Source organism: Streptomyces sp. NPDC028308 (assembly GCF_055565855.1).
Genome location: NZ_JBVHTO010000004.1, coordinates 384,961 through 409,897, shown reverse-complemented (window position 1 = coordinate 409,897; position 24,937 = coordinate 384,961). Strand labels below are relative to the sequence as shown.

At 73.0% G+C, this 24,937-nt stretch carries 24 protein-coding genes and 1 pseudogene; 14 read left to right on the top strand and 11 right to left on the bottom strand.

Annotation, left to right across the window (positions count from 1 at the left end; genetic code table 11):
- Positions 1–53: 53 nt before the first annotated feature.
- Positions 54–1,010: a MerR family transcriptional regulator gene (locus tag ACZ4VA_RS12040; RefSeq protein WP_356165639.1), complete on the top strand. Its 957-nt coding sequence runs from the start codon at positions 54–56 to the stop codon at positions 1,008–1,010.
- A 28-nt stretch (positions 1,011–1,038) separates the two neighbouring features.
- Here the strand turns inward: ACZ4VA_RS12040 and ACZ4VA_RS12035 are convergent, their stop codons facing one another.
- Both ACZ4VA_RS12035 and ACZ4VA_RS12030 read right to left on the bottom strand, forming a co-directional pair.
- Positions 1,039–1,701: a response regulator transcription factor gene (locus tag ACZ4VA_RS12035; protein ID WP_356165636.1), complete on the bottom strand. Its 663-nt coding sequence runs from the start codon at positions 1,699–1,701 to the stop codon at positions 1,039–1,041.
- Positions 1,698–2,822, bottom strand: coding sequence for a sensor histidine kinase (locus ACZ4VA_RS12030; RefSeq protein ID WP_356165634.1), 1,125 nt, complete (start codon positions 2,820–2,822; stop codon positions 1,698–1,700). Before ACZ4VA_RS12030 ends, ACZ4VA_RS12035 begins: the two co-directional genes overlap by 4 nt.
- A gap of 252 nt (positions 2,823–3,074) precedes the next feature.
- On the opposite strand from ACZ4VA_RS12030, the gene ACZ4VA_RS12025 reads away from it, so the two are divergent.
- Positions 3,075–3,509: a DUF6223 family protein gene (locus tag ACZ4VA_RS12025; protein WP_389389236.1), complete on the top strand. Its 435-nt coding sequence runs from the start codon at positions 3,075–3,077 to the stop codon at positions 3,507–3,509.
- Between the two features lie 100 nt (positions 3,510–3,609).
- Here the strand turns inward: ACZ4VA_RS12025 and ACZ4VA_RS12020 are convergent, their stop codons facing one another.
- Positions 3,610–4,266, bottom strand: coding sequence for a maleylpyruvate isomerase N-terminal domain-containing protein (locus tag ACZ4VA_RS12020; RefSeq protein WP_355787448.1), 657 nt, complete (start codon positions 4,264–4,266; stop codon positions 3,610–3,612).
- 345 nt (positions 4,267–4,611) lie between these two features.
- Between ACZ4VA_RS12020 and ACZ4VA_RS12015 the strand changes: the two genes are divergently transcribed.
- Together ACZ4VA_RS12015 and ACZ4VA_RS12010 are read left to right on the top strand one after the other, a co-directional pair.
- Positions 4,612–5,229 carry a hypothetical protein gene (locus tag ACZ4VA_RS12015; RefSeq protein ID WP_355787451.1) on the top strand — a complete coding sequence of 206 codons (618 nt, stop codon included), beginning with the start codon at positions 4,612–4,614 and terminating at the stop codon, positions 5,227–5,229.
- A 185-nt stretch (positions 5,230–5,414) separates the two neighbouring features.
- Positions 5,415–5,858: an SseB family protein gene (locus ACZ4VA_RS12010; RefSeq protein WP_355787454.1), complete on the top strand. Its 444-nt coding sequence runs from the start codon at positions 5,415–5,417 to the stop codon at positions 5,856–5,858.
- A gap of 129 nt (positions 5,859–5,987) precedes the next feature.
- Here the strand turns inward: ACZ4VA_RS12010 and ACZ4VA_RS12005 are convergent, their stop codons facing one another.
- From ACZ4VA_RS12005 to ACZ4VA_RS11980, 6 genes are all read right to left on the bottom strand, one after another.
- Positions 5,988–6,380, bottom strand: a complete 393-nt coding sequence (locus tag ACZ4VA_RS12005; RefSeq protein ID WP_389389239.1) for a MarR family winged helix-turn-helix transcriptional regulator — start codon at positions 6,378–6,380, stop codon at positions 5,988–5,990.
- A 116-nt stretch (positions 6,381–6,496) separates the two neighbouring features.
- Complete coding sequence (locus ACZ4VA_RS12000) at positions 6,497–6,850, bottom strand: VOC family protein (protein WP_355787459.1); 354 nt, start codon at positions 6,848–6,850, stop codon at positions 6,497–6,499.
- A gap of 116 nt (positions 6,851–6,966) precedes the next feature.
- Positions 6,967–7,998, bottom strand: a complete 1,032-nt coding sequence (locus ACZ4VA_RS11995) for a LacI family DNA-binding transcriptional regulator (RefSeq protein WP_468081034.1) — start codon at positions 7,996–7,998, stop codon at positions 6,967–6,969.
- Positions 7,995–8,900, bottom strand: coding sequence for a carbohydrate ABC transporter permease (locus ACZ4VA_RS11990; protein ID WP_356165621.1), 906 nt, complete (start codon positions 8,898–8,900; stop codon positions 7,995–7,997). The genes ACZ4VA_RS11995 and ACZ4VA_RS11990 overlap by 4 nt, the downstream gene beginning before the upstream one ends.
- On the bottom strand, positions 8,897–9,871 hold the full coding sequence (locus ACZ4VA_RS11985) for a carbohydrate ABC transporter permease (RefSeq protein ID WP_388904640.1): 975 nt from the start codon (positions 9,869–9,871) through the stop codon (positions 8,897–8,899). Before ACZ4VA_RS11985 ends, ACZ4VA_RS11990 begins: the two co-directional genes overlap by 4 nt.
- Positions 9,868–11,181: an extracellular solute-binding protein gene (locus ACZ4VA_RS11980; RefSeq protein ID WP_468081031.1), complete on the bottom strand. Its 1,314-nt coding sequence runs from the start codon at positions 11,179–11,181 to the stop codon at positions 9,868–9,870. Before ACZ4VA_RS11980 ends, ACZ4VA_RS11985 begins: the two co-directional genes overlap by 4 nt.
- A 186-nt stretch (positions 11,182–11,367) precedes the next feature.
- Here ACZ4VA_RS11980 and ACZ4VA_RS11975 point away from each other — a divergent pair, with 186 nt between their 5' ends.
- The 9 genes and pseudogenes from ACZ4VA_RS11975 to ACZ4VA_RS11935 all read left to right on the top strand — a co-directional run bounded on the left by ACZ4VA_RS11975 (position 11,368) and on the right by ACZ4VA_RS11935 (position 20,323).
- On the top strand, positions 11,368–13,389 hold the full coding sequence (locus ACZ4VA_RS11975; protein ID WP_356165615.1) for a beta-galactosidase: 2,022 nt from the start codon (positions 11,368–11,370) through the stop codon (positions 13,387–13,389).
- 222 nt (positions 13,390–13,611) lie between these two features.
- Positions 13,612–15,180, top strand: coding sequence for a glycoside hydrolase family 53 protein (locus tag ACZ4VA_RS11970; RefSeq protein WP_355793315.1), 1,569 nt, complete (start codon positions 13,612–13,614; stop codon positions 15,178–15,180).
- 176 nt (positions 15,181–15,356) lie between these two features.
- On the top strand, positions 15,357–15,644 hold the full coding sequence (locus ACZ4VA_RS11965; RefSeq protein WP_355793314.1) for an ArsR/SmtB family transcription factor: 288 nt from the start codon (positions 15,357–15,359) through the stop codon (positions 15,642–15,644).
- Positions 15,645–15,825: 181 nt separating this feature from the next.
- On the top strand, positions 15,826–16,803 hold the full coding sequence (locus ACZ4VA_RS11960; protein ID WP_356165611.1) for an SMP-30/gluconolactonase/LRE family protein: 978 nt from the start codon (positions 15,826–15,828) through the stop codon (positions 16,801–16,803).
- A gap of 198 nt (positions 16,804–17,001) precedes the next feature.
- The gene (crcB, locus tag ACZ4VA_RS11955; protein WP_356165608.1) at positions 17,002–17,511 is read left to right on the top strand and encodes a fluoride efflux transporter CrcB; all 510 of its coding nucleotides are present in this window, start codon (positions 17,002–17,004) and stop codon (positions 17,509–17,511) included.
- A pseudogene (locus ACZ4VA_RS11950) lies at positions 17,508–17,898 on the top strand (DUF190 domain-containing protein). Before crcB (ACZ4VA_RS11955) ends, ACZ4VA_RS11950 begins: the two are co-directional and overlap by 4 nt.
- Positions 17,895–18,269, top strand: a complete 375-nt coding sequence (gene crcB, locus ACZ4VA_RS11945; RefSeq protein WP_356165604.1) for a fluoride efflux transporter CrcB — start codon at positions 17,895–17,897, stop codon at positions 18,267–18,269. The pseudogene ACZ4VA_RS11950 and the gene crcB (ACZ4VA_RS11945) overlap by 4 nt, the downstream one beginning before the upstream one ends.
- 91 nt (positions 18,270–18,360) lie before the next feature.
- On the top strand, positions 18,361–19,191 hold the full coding sequence (locus tag ACZ4VA_RS11940; protein WP_356165601.1) for an undecaprenyl-diphosphate phosphatase: 831 nt from the start codon (positions 18,361–18,363) through the stop codon (positions 19,189–19,191).
- A gap of 190 nt (positions 19,192–19,381) precedes the next feature.
- Complete coding sequence (locus ACZ4VA_RS11935) at positions 19,382–20,323, top strand: glutaminase (RefSeq protein ID WP_389389246.1); 942 nt, start codon at positions 19,382–19,384, stop codon at positions 20,321–20,323.
- Between the two features lie 145 nt (positions 20,324–20,468).
- Here ACZ4VA_RS11935 and ACZ4VA_RS11930 read toward each other — a convergent pair whose 3' ends face one another.
- Positions 20,469–21,677: a D-alanyl-D-alanine carboxypeptidase family protein gene (locus ACZ4VA_RS11930; RefSeq protein WP_468081025.1), complete on the bottom strand. Its 1,209-nt coding sequence runs from the start codon at positions 21,675–21,677 to the stop codon at positions 20,469–20,471.
- An 88-nt stretch (positions 21,678–21,765) separates the two neighbouring features.
- Positions 21,766–23,004: a transcription termination factor Rho gene (gene rho / locus ACZ4VA_RS11925; protein ID WP_452920567.1), complete on the bottom strand. Its 1,239-nt coding sequence runs from the start codon at positions 23,002–23,004 to the stop codon at positions 21,766–21,768.
- A 677-nt stretch (positions 23,005–23,681) separates the two neighbouring features.
- Here rho and ACZ4VA_RS11920 point away from each other — a divergent pair.
- Complete coding sequence (locus ACZ4VA_RS11920) at positions 23,682–24,890, top strand: cytochrome P450 family protein (protein WP_468081124.1); 1,209 nt, start codon at positions 23,682–23,684, stop codon at positions 24,888–24,890.
- Positions 24,891–24,937 lie beyond the last annotated feature (47 nt).

The window sequence follows — 24,937 nt, the reverse complement described above, 5'->3', positions numbered from 1 at the left end:
TCACTCGGCCGCGCCCGCCGGTACCGTAGGAACTCCCCCTGAGGGAGGTTCAAGTGTTCCTGTCGCACGACGGTCTGTGCAGCATCGGAGAGCTCGCCGAACAGGCGGGTGTCACCGTCAAGACGGTGCGCTTCTACTCCGACCGCGGACTGCTGCCCGAGGCGTCCCGCAGTGCCGGCGGGCACCGCCGGTACGGCCCCGACGCCCTCGACCGGCTGCGGCTGATCCGCTCCCTGCGCGCTCTCGACCTGCCCCTTCCAGAGGTGCGCCGCATCCTGGACGAGGAGGACGGGGCGGCCGCGACGGGCGGCGCCCTGGAGGACGCCGTCGCCGGGCAGCTGCGCGAGCTCGGCTCCCGCCTTCGGGCCCTGCGCTGGCGGGAGGCGGCCCTGCGGCTGGTGCAGGAGTCCCCGCCCGACGAGCGGGCCGACCGGCTGCTCCTGGTCGGCGCCGTGACCGTGCCGCCGAGCACCGCCCCGCTGGCCCGGTTCTGGCGGGCCTGGCTGCCGCCGCGGATGCCGGCCCGCTCGACCGCGGCGTTCCTGGAGGCGACGGTCCCGCAGCCGCCCGACGACCCGGCGCCGGCCCAGGTCCTCGCCTTCGCCCGGCTGAACGCCCTCACCCTCGGGTCCTGCCCGGGCACCGGACGGCCCCAGCCGGAGGCACACCGGACCGCGGGTGCCCGCGGGGCCGCGGTCCTGTACGCGGGCCTCGCCGAGGCCTACGAACTGGCGGGCGCCCTGCTGCGTCGGGGCCGGGCACCCCGGCCGGGTGAGGCGCTGGACTGCTTCGTCGCCGCGTACGTGAGCGCGTACGGCACCCGGGACACCCCGGACTTCCGCCGCTCGCTGGCCCGGCAGCTCGCCGCCGACCCGCGGATCGACCGCTACTGGGAACTGGTGGCCGAGGTGATCACCCCGCCGGGCGGCCCGACGGAACCGACGCCGGGGTCCGCGCACGACTGGCTGCTCGCGGCCCTGGACGCGCAGACGACCGCCACCGCGGCCTGAGCCGCCGGCCCCGACGGAGGCCACGGGGTCAGCGGGCGCGCGGGGTGACCAGACCGGACTCGTAGGCGAGCACGACGAGTTGGGCGCGGTCCCGGGCCCGCAGCTTGCCCATCGCCCGGTTGACGTGGGTCTTCGCCGTCAGCGGACTGATCACCATGCGGCCGGCGATCTCGTCGTTGGACAGGCCCTGGGCGACCAGGGCGACGGCCTCGCGCTCGCGTCCGGTCAGCTCCTCCAGACCCGCGCCGACGCTCGTGCGCAGCGGCTGGGTGACGTACCGGTTGATCAGTGTGCGGGTGATCGACGGGGCGAGCAGCGCGTCACCGCGGGCGGCGACGCGCACCGCGTGCAGCAGGTCCTCCGGCACGATGTCCTTCACCAGGAACCCGGCCGCGCCGGCCCGCAGCGCGTGGAAGACGTACTCGTCCAGGCCGTAGTTGGTCAGGATGACGACGTGCACCGCGGCCAGGGCCGGGTCCGCGGCGATGCGCCGGGTCGCCTCGATGCCGTCCACGACCGGCATCTGGATGTCGACCAGCGCCACGTCCGGCAGGTGCTCGCGGGCGAGGGCGAGCCCCCGCTCCCCGTCGGCGGCCTCGGCCACCACAACGATGTCGTCCTCCAGGTCGAGCAGCGCGCGGAAGCCGCTGCGGATGAGCGGCTGGTCGTCGACCAGCAGGACCCGGATCACGACGTGCCGTCCACGGGAAGCTCGGCCTGCACGGTGAAGCCGCCCCCGCTGCGCGGTTCCGCGCGCAGCCGCCCGCCGAGTGCGGTCACCCGTTCCCGCATCCCCAGCAGCCCGACGCCCGGCACCGGGGCGGCGGACGCCGTCGCCCCGCCGTCGTCGTCCACCCGCACGGCGAGAGCCTCCGGGCGGCAGTCGATCCGTACGTCGGCCGAGGCGGCGGCCGCGTGCCGGGCGACGTTGGTGAGGGACTCCTGGACGATCCGGTACACGGTCCGGCCCACCGCCGCCGGCACGTCGTCCCGCTGCCCCTCGATGGTCAGCGTCGCGTCCAGGCCGCTCCTGCGGGCCCGTTCCACCAGCTCCGGGACGTCGGCGAGGCCGTGCGGCGGTGCCGTGTCGTCGTCGCGCAGCGCGCTCAGGGTCGCGCGCAGCTCCCGGCTCGCCTCACGGGAGGCCTCCTGGATCGCCAGCAGCGCCTCCGGCACCTGGGTGTCCTGCCTGCGGGTGAGGTGGACGGCGACCTCGGACTGCACCTTGATGATCGAGATCTGGTGCACCAGCGAGTCGTGCAGCTCGCGCGCGATGTGCAGCCGCTCCTCGTCCGCCCGCCTCCGTGCCGTCTCCTCCCGGGTCCGCTCGGCCTCGTCCGCCCGCCTCTCGGCCTGCCGCAGCGCTTCTCCCGCGGCACCGGCCGCGATCAGCCAGGCCAGCTCCAGGGCGCCCCGGGCCCGCGCGAACGCCTCACCGGTGTCGTGCAGCGAGACCAGGACCGCGAGCGGGAGAGCCGCCAGCATGGACACGCTCGCCACCACCGTGACCAGGCGGTGCCCCGCCCGCATCGCGGCGTACACCGCGAAGAGGAACGCGATGGCCGGTACGTCGAAACCGGCCGCCTGGTACCCCACGGCGCACAGTCCGGTGACGGCCAGGACGGGAACCGGGGCCCTGCGCCCGGTGGCCAGCGCCAGGCCGCCCGCCACCAGCAGCACCTGGCCCAGAAGTGCGGTGCCGCCGACCGGAAGCGGCTCCGACAGCCCCGCGACCAGCAGCGTCGCGGCGACGCCTACGGCGGTCACCCAGTCCCTGACACCGGCCGGAATCCCGGGCCGTCCTCTGCTCATGCGCGCACCCTAGCCGCAGGCCACCGTCCGGCGAGTCCCGCCGGCGGACGACCGTCCGGCTACCGCGTACGCAGTACTTCGCCGGCTCCTGCCGCGTCCGCGGCAGCCGTCCGCCCCGGCGGTGGCAGGGCGAAGTGTCTCCTCCCGCCGGACGACCCGCGGGTGCGACGGGCGGAAGGATCGGACCACATCCCAGAGGGCCGGCCCGGGCCCCCGCAGCGAGACGCGGGCGGCGCGCACGAGGAGAGACACATGAACGCATCGAGAACCCGCACCCCCGTCCGAGCCGTCCTCGGCGCGGCCGGAGCCGCCCTGCTCGCGGTCGTCGGGTCGGCTGGTCCTGCCGCCGCGCACGTCTCCGTCGCCGCCGGCGGTGTCGGCAGCGGCTCCGGGCGCACCGGGGCCGTCGTGGCCGGACTGGTGGCGCTGACCGGCGTGGTCGCCGGCGGACTCGCGCTGGCCCGCTCCGCCGGACGGACGGGCGACGGCTCCGGGCGGGACGGGGCGGTGGTGGCCGTCGTGACGGGGCTGCTGGGCATCGCCCTCGCCGTGCTCCATCTCGCCACCTCCAGCGGCGGTTTCGGCACGGGTAACGGGCGCGCGGGGGCCGTGGTGGCACTGCTCCTGGCGCCGGTGGCCTTGGTCCTCGGCGGGCTCGTCGTGCGCCGCACCCACCGCACCGGGTGACCCCGCCGCCGGCGCGGGCCGGACGCGGACGAGCGCACGGCCACGGGACGCGCTCCCCGGGCAGGATCCGCCGCGCCGATCCGCAAGCGCGGCCGGGCCCTCAGCCGAGGACGAACGGGAGCCTCGCCCCCAGTTCGCCCAACTCGGCCGTCTCCGCGCCGGTCGGGGCTCGCCGTCCGGTGCCGACCAGCAGCGCGTCCGTGTCGGAGAGGGCGGCGGGGAAGGCGGCCCCGGCGATGCTCTCCAGCAGCTTCCGCGACCGGGCGAGGCCCTCCGGCGGCGGTCCCGCCACGGCGGGGAGGTGCGCCACGAGGTCGAGATGGTGCAGCGTCCACTCCAGGACGTACGCCGAGAGGTAGTCGCCCGCGGTCAGGACCTCCCCGCGAGTGCTCACCCGCCGGGCGGGGTCGGCCAGTTCGGCCGCGCGCCCCGCGGCGGAGCCGACGTCGTCCAGATGGAACCGCAGCAGCTCCGGCTGCTCGTACGCCGCGGCCAGCCGGACGGTCAGCGCGTCGAGCGGATCGTCGCCGGTCGGCGGTGTCCCGCTGACCTCCCAGTAGGTCACGGCGTCGCGCGTCGGCTCCGTGGAGGCGGGCGTCACCAGCGTGATCAGGACGTCCTGCGCGTCGATGACCAAATGGCACACCAGGTCCCGGACGAGCCAGCCGGCGCACCCGGAGGGCCGCGCGAAGTCCTCGTCCCGTAGCTCTGCGACAGCGCCCCGAAGGGCCGCCCACGTATGTGAGAAGAGAGTCACGTCGGCACGGTAGTGCCTCGACCGCGGCGGCCGCCGCCGGATCACGCCCGTGCCGCTCGCCCGGACCTTCCTCCGGCGGCCGCCGACGGCAGGGAACGACTTCGGCGACGTTCGAAGCGTCGGCCCACCGTGGACGCCGGAACGTACCGTGCCGGCTGGTGTGCGACCCCGACGCGGACGCCGTCGCCCCGTCTGTTGCCGTCCGGTGACGAACGGGACGGATCCGTAGCGGTGGGAGGGGGCAACGGTCGGGGACCGTCGCGGGTCGTACGTGGCGTGGTGGGTGACCGGAGGCATGATCCGGTGTGACCCGCGCATTCTGACGAACCGTCAACAGGGGGAACCATGAACATCCGTACTCGCGGCACGCAGCTCGTCCTGGCCGCCGTCGCGGTCGGCGCGGCGGTGACGGCGACCGCCGTACCGGCCAGTGCCTCGGCTGCCGCGTCCGACTCGCCGGCCTTCCTGGAGCCGGGCGAACTGCCGCCGCACCCGTCGTCGGCCTGGTTCGCCGGTGACGTGACCGCCGGCCAGCCGGACCCGCTGCCGATCTGCGTCGGGCAGGCGCTGCCGTCGATCTCCAGCCACCGCACCTTCTGGACCGACTACGACACCAACGCCCTCCAGGTCACGGTGGAGGAGCGCAGTGTGAAGCGGGCCAAGGACTTCGCGGCGCTGCTGCGCGCGGACCTCGCGAACTGCGCGGCCCAGCTCATGGAGCAGGACCCGGAGGTGACGGCGACGCAGAAGTACTACGGGAAGCTGAACGTCGAGGAGGGCGCCCACGTCTACGGCGTCCACACCGAGACCTCCTGGGGCGCCTCCGACATCAGCCTGTTCTCGGTCGGCCGGGACGGCACGGCCGTGACGATCGTGAAGTGGGCGCAGCTGGGCTCGTTCGAGAACGCCCCGGTCACCGACTTCAAGGCGACGACCGTCACCGCCGTCGACAAGCTGTACTGAGCGGGAGTCCGGCCCGACGGGCGGGAACCGGGCCCGGCCGCGTACGGCGCGTCACGCGCCGGCCGGCCGGGCCCGGTTCCGCGTACGGGCAGGAATGCCCCGGCTGTGTCCGGGTACGCGACGGGAGTTGCGCCCCGGGGTGATCTTGTCCCGGGTGGCCCGTCCGTACTACCTGGGAATCAGCCATGGAGAAGCCCTCGAACGACCACACCGCTCCCGCGGAGCACCTCACCGCGGTGCCCGTGCCCGCGACCCCGGCGCAGGAGGCGCTGGACACCCTCGCCCGCGATACCCAGGACGTGGTGGCGCTGGACACGCTGGCCGGGAGCGACGTCCTCGTTCCCGTGCCCGACGACGCCGCCGAGGAGGACGAGGTCGACCCGTCGGCCGTGGCGCTGCCCGTGCTGGAGCAGCCGGGCGGTCGGCAGGTGGTACCGGTGTTCACCTCCGAGGTGGAGATGGCGGGGCTGCTGCCCTCGGTCTCGCGCTACCGCCTCGTGCCGCTCGGGGCGCTCGCCTCGCAGTGGCCCGCCAGCGATCTGTCGCTCACGATCGACGCCAGTTCCCCGCACGGCCTGACCCTCACCTCCGAAGGCGTCCGCACCCTGCTGGCCCGGCCGCGGGCGTAACCGCCGCGAGCCGTACGGGCCCGGCCGTCACCGAGGAGGGGAGCGGCCGGGCCCGTGACTGTCCCCGGCCCGACGCGGCCGCGAGGCGGAGTCCCAAATACGGCGGACGCGGCCGTCGGTCTGCCGGCGTCAGCCGTTCAGCATGCGGTCCAGGACGTCCCGCTGGAGCGGAAGCACCTGGGCGTGCAGGTCACGGCCCTTGGGAGTGAGGGCGACCCACACTCCGCGCCGGTCCTCCTGGCAGACGGTGCGCTCGACCAGGCCCTCCTTCTCCAGCCGGCCGATGAGACGCGACAGCGCGCTCTGGCTCAGGTGGACGCGGCCCGCGATGTTCTGCACGCGGCACTGCTCGCCCGCGTCCGCCGCGGCGCTCGTGGCGAGGATGTCCAGCACCTCGAAGTCACTGGCACCGAGGCCGTGGGGATGCAGTGCACGGTCGATCTCGCACATCGTGCGCGCGTGCACCGACAGGATGTCCCGCCATTGCTCTTCGAGGCGGGCGCCGGTCGTCTTGGCTGCCATATATGCACGGTAACAGACATCCGGCCATTCATTGAGCATGCAACTAGTGCAGACGCATACGACTTGGGGCCGGCGTGCCGAGCGCGCCGCCCCGGACGATCCGCCCGCCCCGAGCGCTACGAACCGGCGGGCTCCTGGATCAGGCCGATCAGGTTGCCGTCCGCGTCCTTCAGCGAGGCGATCAGCTTGCCGCCGCCGACGTCCTGCACGTCCTGGAGCGTCTCGGCTCCGGCACCCAGCAGGGCCGCCTGCGTGGCCTTGATGTCCTCGACGGTCCAGTAGGGGACCGGGCCCGTCATGCCCTTGGCGTGGCCGTTGGGGTCCAGGCCGATCTCCTGGTCCGCGGTCCGGAAGCCCACGTAGTAGGGCTCGTCCGCGTACGGCTCCACTCCCAGGAGGGCGGTGAAGAGGGGCTTGGTCAGGGAGAGGTCCTTGACGGGGTAGACGATGGTCTTGGGGCCGGCGGTCATGGCGTACTCCTCCGTGCTGCGAGTGGAGCCGGCGTGTCCTCGCCGGCTCCTCCCACGCTAGGCCGGGGGAGGGGCGGACCGCTTCTCCGATCCTGACCGGTCGCCGCCGGCCGTGCTCACGTGGAGTCGCGGCGCACCAGTTCCGTCGGCAGGATCACCGCGGCGGGGTCCTCGCCGCCGATCTGGGCGAGCAGGACCCGTACCATCTCGGCGCTGATCCGGTCCCAGGGCTGCCGGATGGTGGTGAGCGCGGGGGACGCCGAGGTGGCCGCGGGCGAGTCGTCGAAGCCGCCGACCGCCACGTCCTCGGGAACGCGCCGCCCGGCCCGCCGCAGGGCGGCGAGCACCCCCTGCGCCATCAGGTCGGAGGCGACGAAGACCGCGTCCATGTCCGGCGCCACCGCCAGCAGCCGCTCGGCCCCCGCCTCACCGCTGGCCCTGCTGTAGTCGCCGGACACGACGAGGCGCTCGTCGGCCTCGACGCCCGCCTCGGTCAGCACCTCGCGGTAGCCCGCGAGCCGTTCCACGCCGCCGGGGGTGTCCAGCGGCCCGGTCACCACGCCGATGCGGCGCCGGCCCAGGGACAGCAGATGGCGCACCATGTCACGGGCGCCGTCCCGGTCGTCCGCGGCCACGTAACTCACCTTGGACCCCAGCCCGATGGGCTTGCCGCAGGCGACGAGCGGCACCCCCGCCCTGCGCAGCTCCTCGGCGACGGGGTCGCCGGAGTGGCTGGAGACCAGCAGTACCCCGTCGACATGGCCGGCGGTGATGTACCGCGTGATGCGCCGCCGTTCGTCCTCGGTGCCCGCGAGCATCAGCAGCAGCGGGACGTCGTGCGCGGCCAGGGCCTGCGTGCAGCCCCGCAGCAGCACGTTGAAGTTGGGGTCCTCGAAGAACCGCTCCTGGGGCTCGGTCAGCAGGAAGCCGACCGAGTCGGAGCGCCCGGTGATCAGCGAGCGGGCATGCCGGTTCACGACGTAACCCGTCCTGCGGATGGCCGCGTTGACGGCCTCCTGCGCGGCGGGGCTGACGTAGTGGCCGCCGTTGAGGACGCGCGAGACCGTTCCCCGGGAGACGCCGGCCTCGCGTGCCACGTCGTGGATCGTCGGCGGCCTGCGTCTGCCCCCCGTGTTGTTCATGGTCACGACTTTACGGCTCCGGACAGCAGGTCGAGACTCCAGAAGCGCTGGACCACCAGGAACAGGGCGATCAGCGGGACGACCGCCAGCAGGGCCCCGGTGATGACCAGCGTGTAGAGCGCCGGGGTGTTGGAGCCCTGTTCGAGCAGGGTGAACAGGCCGAGCGTGATCGGGAACCGCTCGTCGTCGCTCAGCATGATGAACGGCAGCAGGAAGTTGTTCCACACCGCGACGAACTGGAACAGGAACACCGTCACCAGTCCGGGCACCATCATCGGCAGAGCGATCCGGGTGAAGATGCGCCACTCGCCCGCCCCGTCCATCCGCCCCGCCTCGACCACGTCACCGGGAACGGCCGCGGCGGCGTAGATCCGCGCGAGGTACACGCCGTAGGGGGACAGGACGAGGGGGAGGAGCACGGAGGCGTACGAATCGGTGAGGTCGGCCTTCGCCAGCAGCAGGTACTGCGGGATCGCGAGGATCACCGGTGGCATCAGCACGCCCGCGAGCAGCACGTTGAACGCGGCCTCGCGTCCCCGGAAGCGGTAGACGGCGAGCGCGTAGCCGCTCACGGCCGAGACGGCCGTCGACAGGAGCGCGCCGAGTCCGGCGTACAGGGCGGAGTTGCCCATCCACCGCCAGTAGATGCCGTCACGGTAGGCGCCGAGGTCCCTGACGTTCTGGGTGAAGCCGGTGCCGGGCAGGAACGTGAAGGTGGAGAACAGCTCACTGCCCGACTTGGTGGCCGCGATCACCACCCAGGCGACGGGCAGCAGGCAGTACACCGCGCCCAGCACCAGCGTGAGCGTCGGCACCAGGGCGATACGGCGGCGCGGCGGCGGCCCCTGGGCGGTCCCGGGCGTGGTGCCGGCGGCGGGGACGGACTCGCGGACGGCGAGGGAACTCATCGGGCTTCCTCCTGCTGGTCACGGGAGTTCGCGGCGCGCAGGAAGCCGAAGGACAGCAGGAGCGTGGCGACGGCGATGATCACCGCGGTCGCGGCGGCCGAGTGGATGTCGCCCTTGCCGAAGGCGTCCTGGTAGACCTTCATCAGCGGACTCCAGGTCGTGGAGACGGAGTTGGTGAGCGGTTTCAGCGTGGTCGGCTCGCTGAACACCTGGAGCGTCGCGATGATCGAGAAGAAGAAGGTGAGCACCAGCGAGGGCGCCACCATCGGGATCTTGATCCGCAGGGCGGTCTGCAGGGGTGTGGCGCCGTCCAGCCTCGCCGCCTCGTACACCTCCGCCGGGATCGCCCTGAGCGAGGTGTAGATGACGATCATGTTGAAGCCCGTGCCGCCCCAGACCGCGATGTTGGACAGGGCGAGGTACAGCGGGCCGCCGTCCAGCAGGTCGGGCTGGGGCAGGCCCAGCCGGTCGAGCACGAAGTAGAAGGGGCTGACGTCGGGCAGGTAGAGGAAGCCCCACAGCAGCGCGGCGACGACGCCGGGAATGGCGTACGGCAGGAAGATCGCCAGCCGGGTCACCGGGGCGAGGCGGACCCGCTCGGTGTCGAGCATCAGCGCGAAGAGCAGGGCGAGGCCGAGCATGACCGGGACCACGATGGCGCCGTAGCCGAGGACGCGCAGCGCGCCGTCGAGGAGTTCGGAGTCGGTGAACGCGTCGGCGTAGTTCCCGAGCCCGGCCCAGACCTCCTCGCGGGCGCCGGCGCCCAGGCCCAGGCCCTTGACCCGCACCTTGTGCAGGCTCAGCCAGACCGCGTAGCCGATGGGCAGGGCGAAGAAGAGGGCGAACAGGGCGGTCGCGGGCAGCAGGAAGAGGTAGGGGGCGCTTCGGGTGCGTTTTACGGGGGCGGCGGGGGAGGAGGGGCCGTACGAGGACCCCGGGGCCCCGTACGGCCTGCGGCGTGCTGTCCTCACCGGGCGACCTCGAAGCCCTGCTTCTCGAGGTCGGCGACGGTGTCGTCCTGCATCGTCTTCAGCGCGGCGCCGAAGTCCGACCTGTTCTTCGCGGCGGTGGCGAAGGCGTCCTTGAAGGAGGTGTACGCGACGTTCACGTTCGGTCCCCAGGCGGAGGGGGCGGTCGTCCCGGCGATCTTGGCGGCCTGCGGGTAGAAGTCCGGCTGGTTGGCGAAGAACGCCGGCGGCTTCAGGAACGCCTCGCTGGTCTGCGCGGTGGTGGCGGCGGGGTAGATGCCGCCCTCCTTGGCCAGCGCGGTCAGCGCGTCGCGGTCCGTGTTGAGCCAGGCGGCGAACTTGGCGGCGGCCTCACGGTGCCCGGAGTCCGTGGTGACGGCGGTGGAGGAGCCGCCCCAACTGCCCGTCACGTCCTCGGAGGCGGACCACTGCGGCAGCGGGGCCATGGCCCACTTGCCCTTGGTGTCGGGGGCGGCGGTGGTGAGCGTGCCGGGTGCCCACACCGCGCTCACCCAGGCGATCTGCCTGCCCGTGTTCAGCGCCTTGTTCCAGGCCGGCGTGTACATGGGCTGGTTGTCGATCGCGCCCTCCTTCACGAGGCCGCCCCAGAAGTCGGCGACCTTCCGCGTCGCCGTGTCGTCGATGCCGACCTTCCACTTGTCCCCCGAGGTGGTCCACCACTTGGCGCCGGCCTGCTGGGCGAGGCCCGCGAAGAGCCCGGAGTCGTTGGCGGAGAAGGTGGTGAGGTCCTTGTCCGGGGCCTTCTTCTTCAGCGCGCGGGCGGTCCCGGCGAACTCGTCCCAGGTCGTCGGGACGGTCAGGCCGTACTTCTTGAACAGGTCCTCGCGGTAGTAGAACATCATCGGCCCGGAGTCCTGCGGGATCGCGTAGACCGCGTCCGAGCCGAGGGTGGTCTGCTGCCAGACGCCGTCGGCGAACTTGTTCTTCACCCCGTCCACGTCGGCGGATATGTCGGCGAGGGCGTCGTTGCTGACCAGCGTCGGCAGTGCCTGGTACTCGGCCTGCACCAGGTCCGGGGCCTTCTTCGCCTTGTGCGCGGTGAGGATCTTGGTGACGAGCGTGTCGCCGGACGCCTGCTTCTTGACCGTGACCTGGATCCGCTGCTTCTTGCCCGGTCCCTCGTTCCACAGGTCGACGACCTTGTCCATGCCCGGTGTCCAGGTCCAGTACGTCAGCGAGACCGGCCCCGACTCGGCGCCGTCGTCCGACGAGCCGCAGGCGGTGAGCGCGCCGGCGCCGAGAGCGACGGCTGCGGTACCTGCCGCGAGACGGTGGAGCTTCTTGTTCGGCATGGATTGTTCTCCCCTGACCTGGGCCTCCGCCTGCTGCGGACGACCTGCCATGCTTCTGTGAGCGTTCACAGTAGAGAAACATCCCGGACACTTGTCAATGGTTGTTGCTGTGCGGTTATGTTGGGCTCTCGCCACCGGGGATGTGTGTGCACGTTCCCAATTGATCGACTCAAACGGGAGAGATCCATGCCGGAGACCACCCCGAAGGGCCTCACCCGGCTCGCCTTCGGTGGGGACTACAACCCCGAGCAGTGGCCGGAGTCCGTCTGGCCGGAGGACGTCCGGCTGATGCGCGAAGCCGGCGTCACGATGGTGAGCGTCGGGATCTTCTCCTGGGCGCTCCTCGAACCCGAGCCGGGCGTCCACGAGTTCGGCTGGCTCGACCGCCTCCTGGACCTGCTGCACGAGAACGGCATCCGTGCCGACCTGGGCACGCCGACCGTGGCACCGCCCGCCTGGTTCTACCGCGCCCACCCCGACGCGCTGCCCGTCACCGCCGACGGCACCCGCTACGCGTTCGGATCACGCGGCGCGATCTGCCACAGCAACGCCGCCTACCGCCGGGCCGCCGCCGCCGTCACCACCCGACTCGCCGCGCGCTACGCCGGCCACCCCGCGCTCGCCCTGTGGCACGTCCACAACGAGTACGGCGTCCCCGTCTCCGCCTGCTACTGCGAGAGCTGCGCGCAGCACTTCCGCCGCTGGCTCACCCGGACCTACCGGACGGTGGACGCGGTCAACGAGGCCTGGGGGACGGCGTTCTGGGGCCAGCGCTACGCCTCCTTCGAGGAGATCGACCCGCCGCGCGTCACGCCCACGGTCGGCAACCCCGGCCAGGCGCTGGACTACAGGCGCTTCGCCGACGCCACACTGCGCGAGAACTTCGTGGCCGAACGGGACATCCTGCACCGCCTCGCCCCCGGCGTCCCCGTCACCACCAACTTCATGACCGCCCTGAGCCAGTGCGACTCCATCGACTACTGGGCCTGGGGCCGCGAGGTCGACCTCGTCACCAACGACCACTACCTGATCACCGACGGCCGCCGCACCCACGTGAACCTCGCGATGGCCGCCGACCTCACCCGCTCGGTGGGCGGCGGCGCGCCCTGGCTGCTGCTCGAACACTCCACCTCGGGCGTCAACTGGCAGCCCCGCAACCCCGCGAAGGCCCCCGGCCAGATGGCCCGCAACTCCCTCTCCCACGTGGCCCGCGGGTCCGAGGGCGCGATGTTCTTCCAGTGGCGGCAGTCCCGGCGCGGCGCCGAGAAGTTCCACTCGGCGATGCTGCCGCACGCGGGCACGGACTCACGGGTGTGGCGCGAGGTCGTCCAACTCGGCGCCGCAGTCGAGTCGTTGGCCGAGCTGAAGGGCACCCGCACGGTCGCCGACGCGGCGATGCTGTGGGACTGGCAGTCCTGGTGGGCGCAGGGACTCCAGTGGCGGCCCAGCGAGGACCACGACGCACGCGAGCGCGCCGACGCCTTCTACGAGGCGCTGTACGACCGTCACCTCACGGTCGACTTCGCCCACCCGGAAGCCGACCTGTCGGCCTACCCCCTCGTCGTCGTGCCCGCCCTGTACCTGATGACGGAGGCCGCGGGCAGGAACGTCCGCGCGTACGTCGAGAACGGCGGCACCCTCGTCGTCTCGTACTTCTCCGGCATCGTCGACGAGCACGACGCCGTGCACGAGGGCGCCTACCCCGGGGCGCTGCGGGACGTACTCGGCCTGACCGTCGAGGAGTTCTCGCCCCTGCTCGCAGAGGACCGGGTGCGGATCACCGGGCCCGACGGCGCGGAGCTGACCGGCGACGTGTGGAGCGAGTTCGTCGTCCCCCGCGGCGCCGAGACGGTCTGGACGTACGCCGACGGACTCACCGCGGGCCGTCCGGCCGTCACCCGGCACCGCCTCGGCGAGGGCACCGCCTGGTACGTCTCGACCCGGCTGGCCGCCCAGGGGCTCGACGCCGTGCTGGGCCGCGCGGCCGACGACGCCCGGATCGCGCCCCGCACCGACCTGCCGCGCGACGTCGAGGTGGTGCGCCGCAGCGGGGAGTCGGGCACGTACCTCTTCGCCCTCAACCACACCGCGACGGACGCCAAGGTGCCGCTGGACGCCGCCGGCACCGAACTGCTCACCGGCGAGCGCGCGGCCGGCCGTCTTCCGGTGCCCGCGGGCGCGGTCCGGGTCGTACGACTCGACGGCTGACCCGGCCCGGGGCGGCGCGCTGCACCACCCGGCCCGAAAGACGACCTGCCGACAAGCCGACGTGTCGACCGCCCCGGCCGCGCGCCGTCCAGGCGGCCGAACCATCCCCAAGACATCGGCCGGATTCCGGGGGGACATCCGGTCGGCCCGCGGTGCCGTGCCCGCTCCCTCGGCACGGCACTGCCCTCTCCCTGTCTCCCCGCCTTCGTCGAAGGGACGACGATGTTCCACGCGAGACGCGCCCTACGGACCCTGCTGATACCGCTGTTCGCGGGTCTGGCACTCACCACGCTCCCCGCCGGCCCCGCCCACGCCGCCGCGACCCTCACCAACGGCGGCTTCGAGTCGGACGGCACCGGGACGGCGACCCCGACCGGCTGGTCGACCTACTCGGCGGCCGGCCACGACGCCGCCTCCTTCACCGAGTCCGGCGGCCACAGCGGCGGTCACCGCCTCACCCACTGGTCGTCCGCCGCCTACAAGGTCGAGACGTACCAGTACCTGTCCGGGCTCACCAACGGGACGTACACCCTGACCGCCTGGGTCCGCTCGGGCGGCGGACAGAACGCGGCCCGGCTGGCGCTGAAGAACTGCGGCGGCGCGGAACAGCGCACCGACCTGCCGGTCTCCACGAGCGGCTGGATCCGGATCGTCACCTCCGTCGCCGTGACGAACAACCAGTGCACGATCAGCGTCTACTCCGATGCCGACGCCGGCAACTGGATCAACGTGGACGACCTGGCCTTCACCCGCGGCTCCACCGGGGTCCCCGTGAAGGGCGCCGACATCTCCTCCCTCGCCAAGAGCGAGGCGTACGGCGGCGTCTACCGGACCGCCTCGGGCACCAAGAGCGACGCCCTCGCCGTCCTCAGGTCCGGGGGCATGAACTACGCCCGCCTCAAGGTCTGGGTGAACCCGGCCGACGGCTACAACGACAAGGCGCACGTCCTCGCGACCGCCAAGCGCGTCAAGGCCCAGGGCATGAAGCTCCTGGTCGACTTCCACTACTCGGACACCTGGGCCGATCCCGGCGCCCAGACCAAACCGGCCGCCTGGTCCGGCCATTCGTACAGCCGGCTCAAGACCGACGTCTACCAGCACACGTACGACGTCCTCAACTCCCTGAAGGCGCAGGGCACCACCGCCGACATGGTGCAGATCGGCAACGAGATCAACGGCGGCATGCTCTGGGCCGAGGGCTCGACGGACAACTGGACCCAGCTCGCGGGGCTGCTCGACTCCGGGTACAGCGCGGCCAAGGCGGTCTCCTCGTCCACCGTCGTGGCGCTGCACCTCGCCAAGGGCGGCGACCTCGCGGGCACCCGCTGGTGGTTCGACAACGCGGTGGCGAACGGCGTGCGCTTCGACGCCATCGGCCTGTCGTACTACGGGTACTGGCACGGCTCGTTCGCCGACTTCCAGACGACTATGGACGACGCGGCGGCCCGCTACGCCAAGCCGGTCTTCGTCGCCGAGACGGCGTACCCGTTCCGGCTGGGCAGCGAGGACTCCCTCACCGACATCATCGACACGACCGGTGAACTGGTCCCCGGCTACCCGGCCACGCCCGCCGGCCAGTCCGCGTGGATGCGGGACGTGACGAGCATCGTCGAGGCCGTCCCGAACGGCCGCGGCCTCGGTGTCTTCTACTGGGAGGCCACCTGGACCGCGGTCGCCGGCAACGGCTGGGACCCCGCGGACCCGGCGTCCGGCAACGGCTGGGAGAATCAGGCCCTGTTCGGCTACGACGACAGGGCCCTTCCGGCCATCGCCTGGTTCGGTCACCGCTGAGCGTATGAGGGCCCGGCTGCCGGGGCAGCCGGGCCCTTGAGGGGTCCCACGGGTCCGCCGGGGTGATCTGTTGGCCACTTCTGCCCGTTCGGCCCTCGCCAAAGGACCGAAGGGCCCTACGCGTCACCTCCGGACGCGGGACAGTGGCCCCAGAAGCCGCGACGGAGGGGGACGAGATGCTGAAGGTACCCGCCGGTGAAGACCGCCTGGAGATCCTGGAGTGGATGAAGAACCCCGCCGGGGCCTCCCCGCCGTGCCGGGCCGCCGACAGGGAAGCGGACGGCGTCAGCCCCGGGTCGGTCGCCGCCGCGCTCGGGATGAGCGTCCCCGTGGCGGGCGCACACCTCGAACTCCTCGCCCGCTGCGGTCTGTTGCGGGCCGAGCGAACCGCAGGACGCACCGTGTACCGCCGCGACGAGTACCGCATCGCCGAGGTCAAGCACCTTTTCGAAAAGGGCTGGTAGCCGGGCGCCCGCCGCCACGCACGGACACCCGTCCGACAGGCAGGGGCACCCACCCGGCACGCACGGGCCACACCAGGCCCGCACGCGCGGGCAACACCCCCCGGACTCCTACGGGTTGCCCCGCCCGTACACGTACGGGCCGCACCGCGCGGCCGGCCGCCACGACGATCGGAACAGGCGTATGACCCAGTCGCAGGACACCGGCCGCCCCGCCGCGCTCACGCCCCGCCGGTACGTCGGGATCGGGGGCCGGGGTCCGGAGGACGTGGTCGCCGACGACAGGGGCCGGGTGCTGACCGGCGACGAGGACGGCCGCATCCTGCGCCTGGACGGCCTCGCCGGCCCGGGTGAGGCTCGAGTCGAGGTGCTGGCACGTACCGGCGGGCGGCCACTGGGGCTCGAACTGCTCCCGGACGGCGACCTGTTGGTGTGCGACGCCCACCGGGGCCTGCTGCGTGTGACCCTCGGCGACGGGACCGTACGCGTCCTCGCCGACTCGGTGGACGGCGAGGCGCTCCGCTTCTGCAGCAACGTGACCGCACTCTCCGACGGCACCCTCTACTTCACCGTCTCCAGCCGCAGCCACCCGCTGGAGCAGTGGATCGGCGACCTGGTCGAGCACACCGGAACCGGACGCCTGCTGCGCCTCACGCCGGGCGACAAGGAGCCGGAAGTCCTGCTCGACGGCCTCCAGTTCGCCAACGGAGTCGCGGCGGCCGCCGACGAGTCGTTCCTGGTCCTCGCGGAGACCGGCAGGAACGGCCTCACCCGCTACGGGCTCACCGGACCGGACGCCGGTCGGGCCGCGACCTTCGCCGCCGGTCTCCCCGGGCAGCCGGACAACATCTGGCGCGGTCCCGGCGGCCTCATCTGGGTGGCGCTGGCCGGCCCGCGCATCCCCGCCCTGGAACTCCTGCACCGGCGCGGCCCCGCCGTACGGCGCGCGGCGGCCCGGTCCGCGGTGCGCGCCCCCTTCCGCCCGCCCGGGTTCGCGGGCGTCCTCGCCGTCGACGACCACGGCCGCTTCGTGCACCACCTGGAACGCCGCCACTCCGGCTTCCGCATGGTCACCAGTGTGTGCGAGGCCGACGGCCTGCTGGTCCTCGGCAGCCTGTGGGAGAGGGGCGTCGCCGTCTGCGAGCCGCCCGCCGCCGACTGACCCGCATGCGCCGCCCGCGCCCCCGGCGTTACGCTGTTCACCGTTCGTGATCTTCACCCGCGGCGCGCGGCGGCGGTGCGCACCGCCCCGGAGCGCGGCACGGGTGCCGCCGACGGCTCCCGCCCGCGCCGGTGCGCACGCGGCCGGAGCGCGCGGACGCAGGACCCGCCGGGTCCCGGCGAGGAGGAGAAGCGCCCCATGACAGTGCCGCACCCCGACCGGCTGGACGCGTCCACCGGTCCGGGCCTCCCCGGCTCCACCGGTCCCGACGTCACCCTGCCCGCGCCCGCACTCCGGCCCTCGCCGTGGCGAGGCCAGGCCCCGGTCGTGGCCGTGGTCGCCCTCGGCGGTGGCGTCGGCGCCACCGCCCGGTACGCGGTCTCGCTGCTGTGGCCCACCCGCACCGGCGGCTTTCCCTGGGCGACGTTCGGGGTGAACGTGACCGGCTGCGCCGTGATCGGCGTCTTCATGGTGGTGATCACCGACGTGTGGGCGGCCCACCGGCTGGTGCGCCCCTTCTTCGGCACCGGTGTCCTCGGCGGCTTCACCACCTTCTCGACGTACGCCGTCGACATCCAGAGACTGGTCGACACCGGCCACATCCGGACGGGGTTCGCCTACCTCGCCGCGACCCTCTGCGCGGCGCTCGCGGCGGTGTGGCTCGCCGCGGCGGGGACACGCCGGGTCCTGGAGCGGAGGCGGACATGACGAGGCTGACGGGCCGCGCGCTGCGGGTGACCATCCTCATCGGCGAGAACGACACCTGGCACCGCAGGCCGCTCTACTCCGAGATCGTGCACCGCGCCCGCGCCGCCGGGCTGGCGGGCGCGAGCGTCTTCCGGGGCATCGAGGGCTACGGCGCCTCCTCCCTGATCCACACCTCCCGGCTGCTCTCCCTCAGCGAGGACCTGCCCGTCGCGATCGTGATCGTGGACAGCGAGGACCGCGTCCGCGGCTTCCTGCCGCAACTCGACGAACTCGTCAGCGAAGGGCTCGTGATCCTCGACGACTGCGAGGTCGTCCGGTACGCGGGCCGGACGGACGAAACCCGTCAAGCGGGCGAAACGGGCGAGGAAAGGTAAGAGGTCGTTGTGAACTGGGTGCTCGTCGTCGCGGGCGCGGTCGTCGGTGCGCCGCTGCGCTATCTGACCGACCGCGCGGTGCAGGCGCGGCACGACAGCGTCTTCCCCTGGGGCACCTTCACGGTGAACGTCGTCGGCTGTCTCGTCCTCGGCCTGCTGACCGGCGCCGCCGCCGCGGGCGCCGCGACGTCGCACCTCCAGCTGCTCCTCGGCACCGGTCTGTGCGGCGCGCTGACCACGTACTCGACCTTCTCCTACGAGACCCTGCGGCTGGCCGAGGGCGGTGCCCGCGGGTACGCGGCCGTCAACGTCGTGGCGAGTGTGGTCACCGGCCTGGGGGCCGCGTTCGCCGGGGTCGCCCTCGCCGAAGCGTGGTGGACGTAGCCGCCGGGCCCCCGCAGATGGCCGAAGACGCTCACGTCCGTGTAGTAAGACTGGGGCCGCCGCACTCCGCCCCTGAGCAGAACTGGATCCCATGAGCGTCATCAGCGTCGGTCAGGCCGTCGTCCTCGGAGCCGTCGAGGGGGTGACCGAGTTCCTGCCCGTCTCCTCCACCGGCCACCTGAAGATCACCGAGGGCCTGATGGGCATTCCCGTCGACGACGACGCCGTCGTCGGGTTCTCGGCCGTCATCCAGGTCGGCGCGATCGCCGCCGTGCTCGTGTACTTCTTCAAGGACATCGTCCGGATCGTCTCCGCCTGGGGCCGCGGGCTGCGCGACCCCGAGCAGCGCCACTCGCACGACTACAAGTTCGCCTGGTGGGTCATCTACGCGACCATCCCCATCGTCGTCGTGGGCCTGGCCGCCAAGCCGCTCATCGAGGGGCCGCTGGCCTCGCTGTGGGTGGTCGCCGGCTCCCTGATCGCGGGCAGCGGGGTCATGTGGGCGGCGGACCAGATGGGGCGGCACAAGCGAGGGGAGGACGACACCTCCTTCAAGGACGCGATGCTGGTCGGCAGCTCGCAGATCCTCGCCCTGCTCTTCCCGGGGTTCTCCCGCTCCGGCGCCACCATGTCGACCGCGCTCCTCCTCGACCTGGACCGGGTCGCAGCCACCCGGCTCTCCTTCTTCCTCGGCATCCCGGCGCTGACCGGCGCGGGACTGTACGAGCTCAAGGACGCCCTGGGCGCGGGGGTCGGCGCCGCCCCGCTCGTGGCCGGGACGGTCGTCTCCTTCGTGGTGGCGTACGGCTCCATCGCCTGGCTCCTGAAGTTCGTCGCCAAGCACTCCTTCAACGCCTTCGTGATCTACCGGATCGCCGTGGGCCTGCTGCTGTTCGGGCTGCTGGGCGCGGGGGTGCTCTGACTCCGGGGACGGTACGAGCCCCGGGGAAGAGCCGGACGGGGCGGCGGAGAGCGCGTCCCTGGGACGAGGTTGAGAGCGCGACGGTGCGCGCCTGCGGGACGAACTGGAGGACGACGGTGCGCCCGGCGGACGAGCCTGAAGGCGCGATGCGTGCCCGGGGGACGAGCCAGGTCGCGGGGCGCGCGGCACAATGGCGATCATGTCCGTGCCCTCGTCCTCCCTCACCTTCCTGCCGGTCCTGGAACGCGTCGCCTCCGAGATCGCGCAGCGGCCCGGCCGGGGGCGGCCCGCCGACTACATCCCGGCGCTGGCCGCCTGCGATCCGCGCAGCTTCGGCATGGCCGTCGCGGAGCTGGACGGCACGGTGTACGGAGTGGGGGACTGGCGGCAGCCGTTCTCCACGCAGTCCATCACCAAGGTCTTCACGCTGGCGCTCGACCTGGCCCGTGAGGGCGACGAGCTGTGGGAGCACGTCGGCCGCGAGCCGTCCGGCAACCCCTTCAACTCCCTGGTGCAGCTGGAGTACGAGAACGGCATCCCGCGCAATCCGTTCATCAACGCGGGCGCGCTCGTCGTCACCGACCGGTTGCAGACCCGGACCGGTGACGCGGCGGGCGTACTGCTGGACTTCCTGCGCGAGGAGAGCGGCAACCGGGACCTCACCTTCGACGCCGACGTCGCCGCCTCCGAGGCCGCGAACGGGGACCGCAACGCGGCGCTCGGTCACTTCATGGCGTCCTACGGCAACATCGGCAACCCCGTGCCCGTGCTCCTGGAGCAGTACTTCCGGCAGTGCTCGGTCGAGGCGTCCTGCGCCGACCTCGCGCTGGCCACGGGTTTCCTCGCCAGACACGGCGTCCGCGCCGACGGCTCCCGGCTGCTGACCCGCAGCCAGGCCAAGCAGGTGAACGCGGTCATGCTGACCTGCGGCACGTACGACGCGGCGGGGGACTTCGCCTACCGCGTCGGGCTGCCCGGCAAGAGCGGTGTCGGCGGCGGCATCATCGCGGTCGTACCGGGCCGCTGCACGCTGTGCGTCTGGAGCCCGGGACTGGACGAACGGGGCAACTCGGTGGCGGGCGTCGCGGCCCTGGACCGCTTCACGACACTGACGGGGTTGTCGGTGTTCTGACCGACGACGGAGTCCTCCGGGCTCGTTGGCGGATCCCGTCGACTCCGGACGACCGGCGCTGGGCCCGTCGCCGTCGGCAGGGGTGAGGACCGAGGGCAGGTCACCCCGGCGGTGCCGCGACCTTTCGGGTGTTCCGCCCGCCGGGTCAGCGGCCCGGGGCGTGGGGTCTGCGGCGTAGGGCCAGGGCCACCGCTCCCGCGCCCACCACCGCCGCGCCGACGATCGCCACCGTGTCCCACCAGCCGCCGTCGTCGGAACCGTCGGAGGCCGGGGACGCCGCGGCGGGGCCGGCCTGCGCCGTCGCCGGGGCGGGAGACGACGCGTCGGCGGTGGCCGGAGGCGACGAGGCGGCCGGGGTGGCGCGGGACGGTACGAGGGTGCCGACCGGGGTGACCCGGTCGGCCGCGGCGAAGCCCCAGTCGAGCAGGGAGCGGGCCTCCTCGTACACGGCGTGGGGGCCGCCCGCCCGGGGGTTCATCACGGTGACGACGAGGGTGCGCCCGCCCCGGTGCGCCGCGGCCACGAGCGTGCTGCCCGCGTTGGTGGTGTAGCCGTTCTTCACGCCGATCAGACCCGGGTACGGGGCGACCCCGTCCGCGCCCGTGAGCAGGCGGTTGGTGTTCTGGATGTCGTAGGACCAGCCCCCGGCGGGGAACTTCGCCCGCACGGTGGCGCAGTAGCGCGCGAAGTCCGGGTTGCGCAGCCCGGCCCGGCCGAACACGGCGAGGTCGTACGCCGACGAGACCTGGCCGGGCGCGTCGTAGCCGTCGGGGGAGACGACCCGGGTGTCGAGGGCGCCGAGCGCGCGGGCCCTGGCCTGCATCTGGACCGCGGTCGACTCCCAGCCGCCGTTCATCGCGGCGAGGACGTGCACGGCGTCGTTGCCCGAGTTCAGGAAGACGCCGCGCCACAGGTCGGCGACGCGGTAGGTGTGCCCCTCGGCGACCCCGACCCGGCTGCTGCCGTCGCCGATCCCGGCCAGGTCCGCCCCCTTGACGGTGTGCTGGACGCCTCCGGGCAGGACGGGCAGCACGGTGAGGGCGAAGAGCATCTTGAGGGTGCTGGCGGGCGGCAGGGGCCGGTGCGCGTCGTGCCCGGCGAGGACCTCGCCGGTGCGGGCGTCCGCCACCAGCCACGAGAGCGCGGAGACCTCGGGAAGGGCGGGCGCCCCGGCGCGCGGCAGGACCTGGGTCCCGGGGCTGTGCAACGACGGCGACCGCGAGGCCGTGGGTCTCGCCGCCCCCGGGTCCGTCCCGACGCGGGCGGCGGCGGAGCCCGGCGCGAGGGCCGGCAGTCCGACCGCACAGACGACGGAGCACGCGATGGCGACGCGGGATGAGAATCCGATGGTCATATGATCAACGTAGGAATGCTCGCGCCGTCCGACGGGGTGCCAGGGCCGGGCCACGGGGATCCAGCACCCGGATGCCGCACGGTGGGCCTCAGGCGGCGGGCAGCGTCGGCTGGATCCGGCGCAGGAACGTGGCGTTGTCGGGCGTGGCCCGCAGCCGCTCCAGGAGGGTTTCGAGGTTCGCCTGGCCGTCCCGGGTCCCGAGGGCGCGGCGCAGTCCTCGTACGGCTGTCAACTCAGGTGCGGGGAGCAGGAGTTCCTCGCGCCGGGTACCGGACGGGACGATGTCCACGGCCGGGAAGACGCGCCGGGAGGCGAGGGTCCTGTCCAGGCGCAGCTCCATGTTGCCGGTGCCCTTGAGCTCCTCGAAGAAGAAGTCGTCCGCCCGGGACCCGGTCTCGACCAGGGCCGTGGCGAGGATGGTGAGGGAGCCGCCCTCCTCGGCCAGGCGTGCGGCGCCGAAAAGCTGCTTGGGCCCCTGGAGTGCGGAGGCGTCGACGCCTCCGCTGAGGGTCCGGCCACCGGCGGCGGCCGCGTTGTTGTGCGCGCGGCACAGCCGGGTCAGGGAATCCAGGAGTATGACGACGTCCTGGCCGGCCTCGACGAGCCGCTTGGCCCGCTCCACGACGAGTTCGGCGAGCGCGATGTGCTCCTTGGGCGTCCGGTCGAAGGTCGAGGCGAAGACCTCGCCGCGCACCGAGCGCCGCATGTCGGTCACCTCCTCGGGCCGCTCGTCGAGCAGCACCACCATGAGGTGGCATTCGGGATGGTTGCCCGCGACGGCCGCGGCGATCTGCTGGAGCAGCACCGTCTTGCCCGTCTTGGGCGGCGCGACGATCAGGCCGCGCTGTCCCTTGCCGACGGGCGCCAGGAGGTCGACGACCCGTCCGGTGAGGGCGCTCCCCGGGTGTTCGAGGCGCAGCCGCTCACGGGGGTGCAGCGGGGTGAGGTCCCGGAAGTGCGGGCGGTGCCGCAGCTCTTGGGGCGTACGGCCGTTGATCAGCCGTACCTCGGTGAGGGCGCGGGAGGCGCCGCGTACGCCCTCGACGGTGTCGCCCCTGCGCAGGCCGTGACGGCGGATCAGCGCGGCGGGGACCTGGACGTCGGACGGTGTGGGCTCGCAGCTCGCCCGGCGCAGGTACCCCTGCCCGTTGTGCGCGATGTCGAGGACACCGGTGGCCTGGGTCGGGAGCTGCTTCTTCACCTGGGGGTGTTCGAGTGTGATGGTCATGCGGGGTCCTTTCCAGGACGGTTTCACGAGGTCATGAGGAAGGGGAGGGGGAGGGCCGGCGAGGCGGATTCGTGCACGCCTCGTGCGGCGGGAAGGCATCACCACGGGTGCAGCGGACGGCCGGAGCGACGAAGTACGTCAGGGCCGTGCTCATGTGCAGGAGGTGGTGCCGCGAAGCCGGGAATCGCCGGTCCGTGCGGGACGGGCGCCACAGCTGAATGAGAGGGAGTCAGCACCGGCGCCCCGAGCGGGGCGTACACAAGTGCTGATGACAAGGTACCACAGAAGGGGAGCTGGGCGGAGAAGCGGCGGGGAAGAGGGTGACGCAACGGCTGTGTCTTGCCGTTGTCTTCTCGGTCCTTCCGCAGGTCAGGGTGGGTGTGGGCGGTCGGCTCGATCTCGGGCATCTCGGGATGTCGCGCAGGCCCGGGAAGGGATGCGGCACGACCCCGGCGCGGCGGGCGAGCCGCGCGACGGTAGGGCCGCATGACAGCGTGGCCCGGATGGTCCGCGTGACCTGCATGGCCGCATGGCGCGCGCCAGGCCGTTGCCCCCGTTGCCCCGTCGACTCCGTTGTCCCCGTCGACCCCATCGACGCCGTCGGGCGAGCGGGACTCGCGGACGGGTTCCGGCCGAGGTCGGCCCCCGCGCGTTCTTCCTCCGCCGACCCGCTGCGCGCCGCGCCGCGAGCGGGCAGAATCGGCCCTCGCACGGTCCGAACTCCGCGTGTCAGTCAGGAGATCTGGGTGGAGACCACGTCCGGCGTGCCGCACACCATGAACGCGGCCGGTGGCTGCCCGCACCCCGCCAACGCGCGTCTGCTGGCGCGGGGTGCCGTCGCGCCGGTCGTCCTGCCCGGCGGGGTCGAGGGCATGGCCGTGCTCGGACACGACGCGCTCAGGGATTTCCTGGCGCACCCCGAAGTGGCCAAGAACGCCCGGCACTTCACGGCCCTGCGCGAAGGGCGGATAGCCGAAGGCTGGCCGCTGATGACCTTCGCCACGGTCCCGGGCATGACGACCGCGGACGGCGAGGACCACCGGCGGCTCCGTTCACTCGTCAGCAAGGCCTTCACTCCCCGCCGGATCGAGGAACTGCGCCCGCGAATCGAGGAGTTGACCGAGCGGCTGCTGGACGACCTGCGACGGGCCGCCGCCGCGGAGGGCGGCGTCGCCGACCTGCGACGGCACTTCGCGCTGCCGCTGCCGATGGGGGTCATCGGTGAACTCCTCGGTGTGGACACCGAGTTCCGGGACCGGCTGCACCACCTGTCGAATCAGGTGGTGGCCACCGACATCGGGCCGCAGGAGGCCCTCGCCGCGAACCGGGAACTGGTGGAGGTGCTGAGTGCCGTGGCGGCCGCGCGGGCCGAGCGGCCGGGGGACGACCTCACCAGCGCGCTGATCGCGGCCCGCGACGAGGACGGCGGCCGGCTGAGCGGGCAGGAACTCATCGGCACGCTCGTGCTGATGATCATCGCCGGGCACGAGACCACCCTGAACCTGGTCACCAACGCGGTGCGCGCGCTGTGCGGCCACCGCGACCAGCTGGAGACCGTCAGGCGCGGGGACGCGAGCTGGGCGGACGTCGTCGACGAGACCCTCCGCTGGGACGCGCCGGTCAGCTACTTCCCGTTCCGCTACCCGGTGCGGGACCTGACCGTCGACGGCACGCTGATCCCCGCCGGCACCCCGGTCCTCGCCGGGTACTCGGCCGCCGGACGCGACCCCGCCGCGCACGGGGAGGACGCCGACCGGTTCGACGTGACCCGCTCCCGCAGGCCCGGCGCCGTACGGAACCTCTCCCTCGGGCACGGGGCGCACTACTGTCTGGGCGCCCCGCTGGCCCGGATGGAGGCGACCATCGCCCTGGAGCGGCTGTTCACCCGCTTCCCGGACCTCGCCCTCGCCGTGCCGGAGGAGGAACTCCCGCGGCCCGCCAGCTTCGTCGGGAACAGCGTGCGCGCGCTGCCCGTGCGGATCTGAGCCCCTCACGCCCAGCCCGGAGAAATTCGTGGGAGGGATGTGTCGAT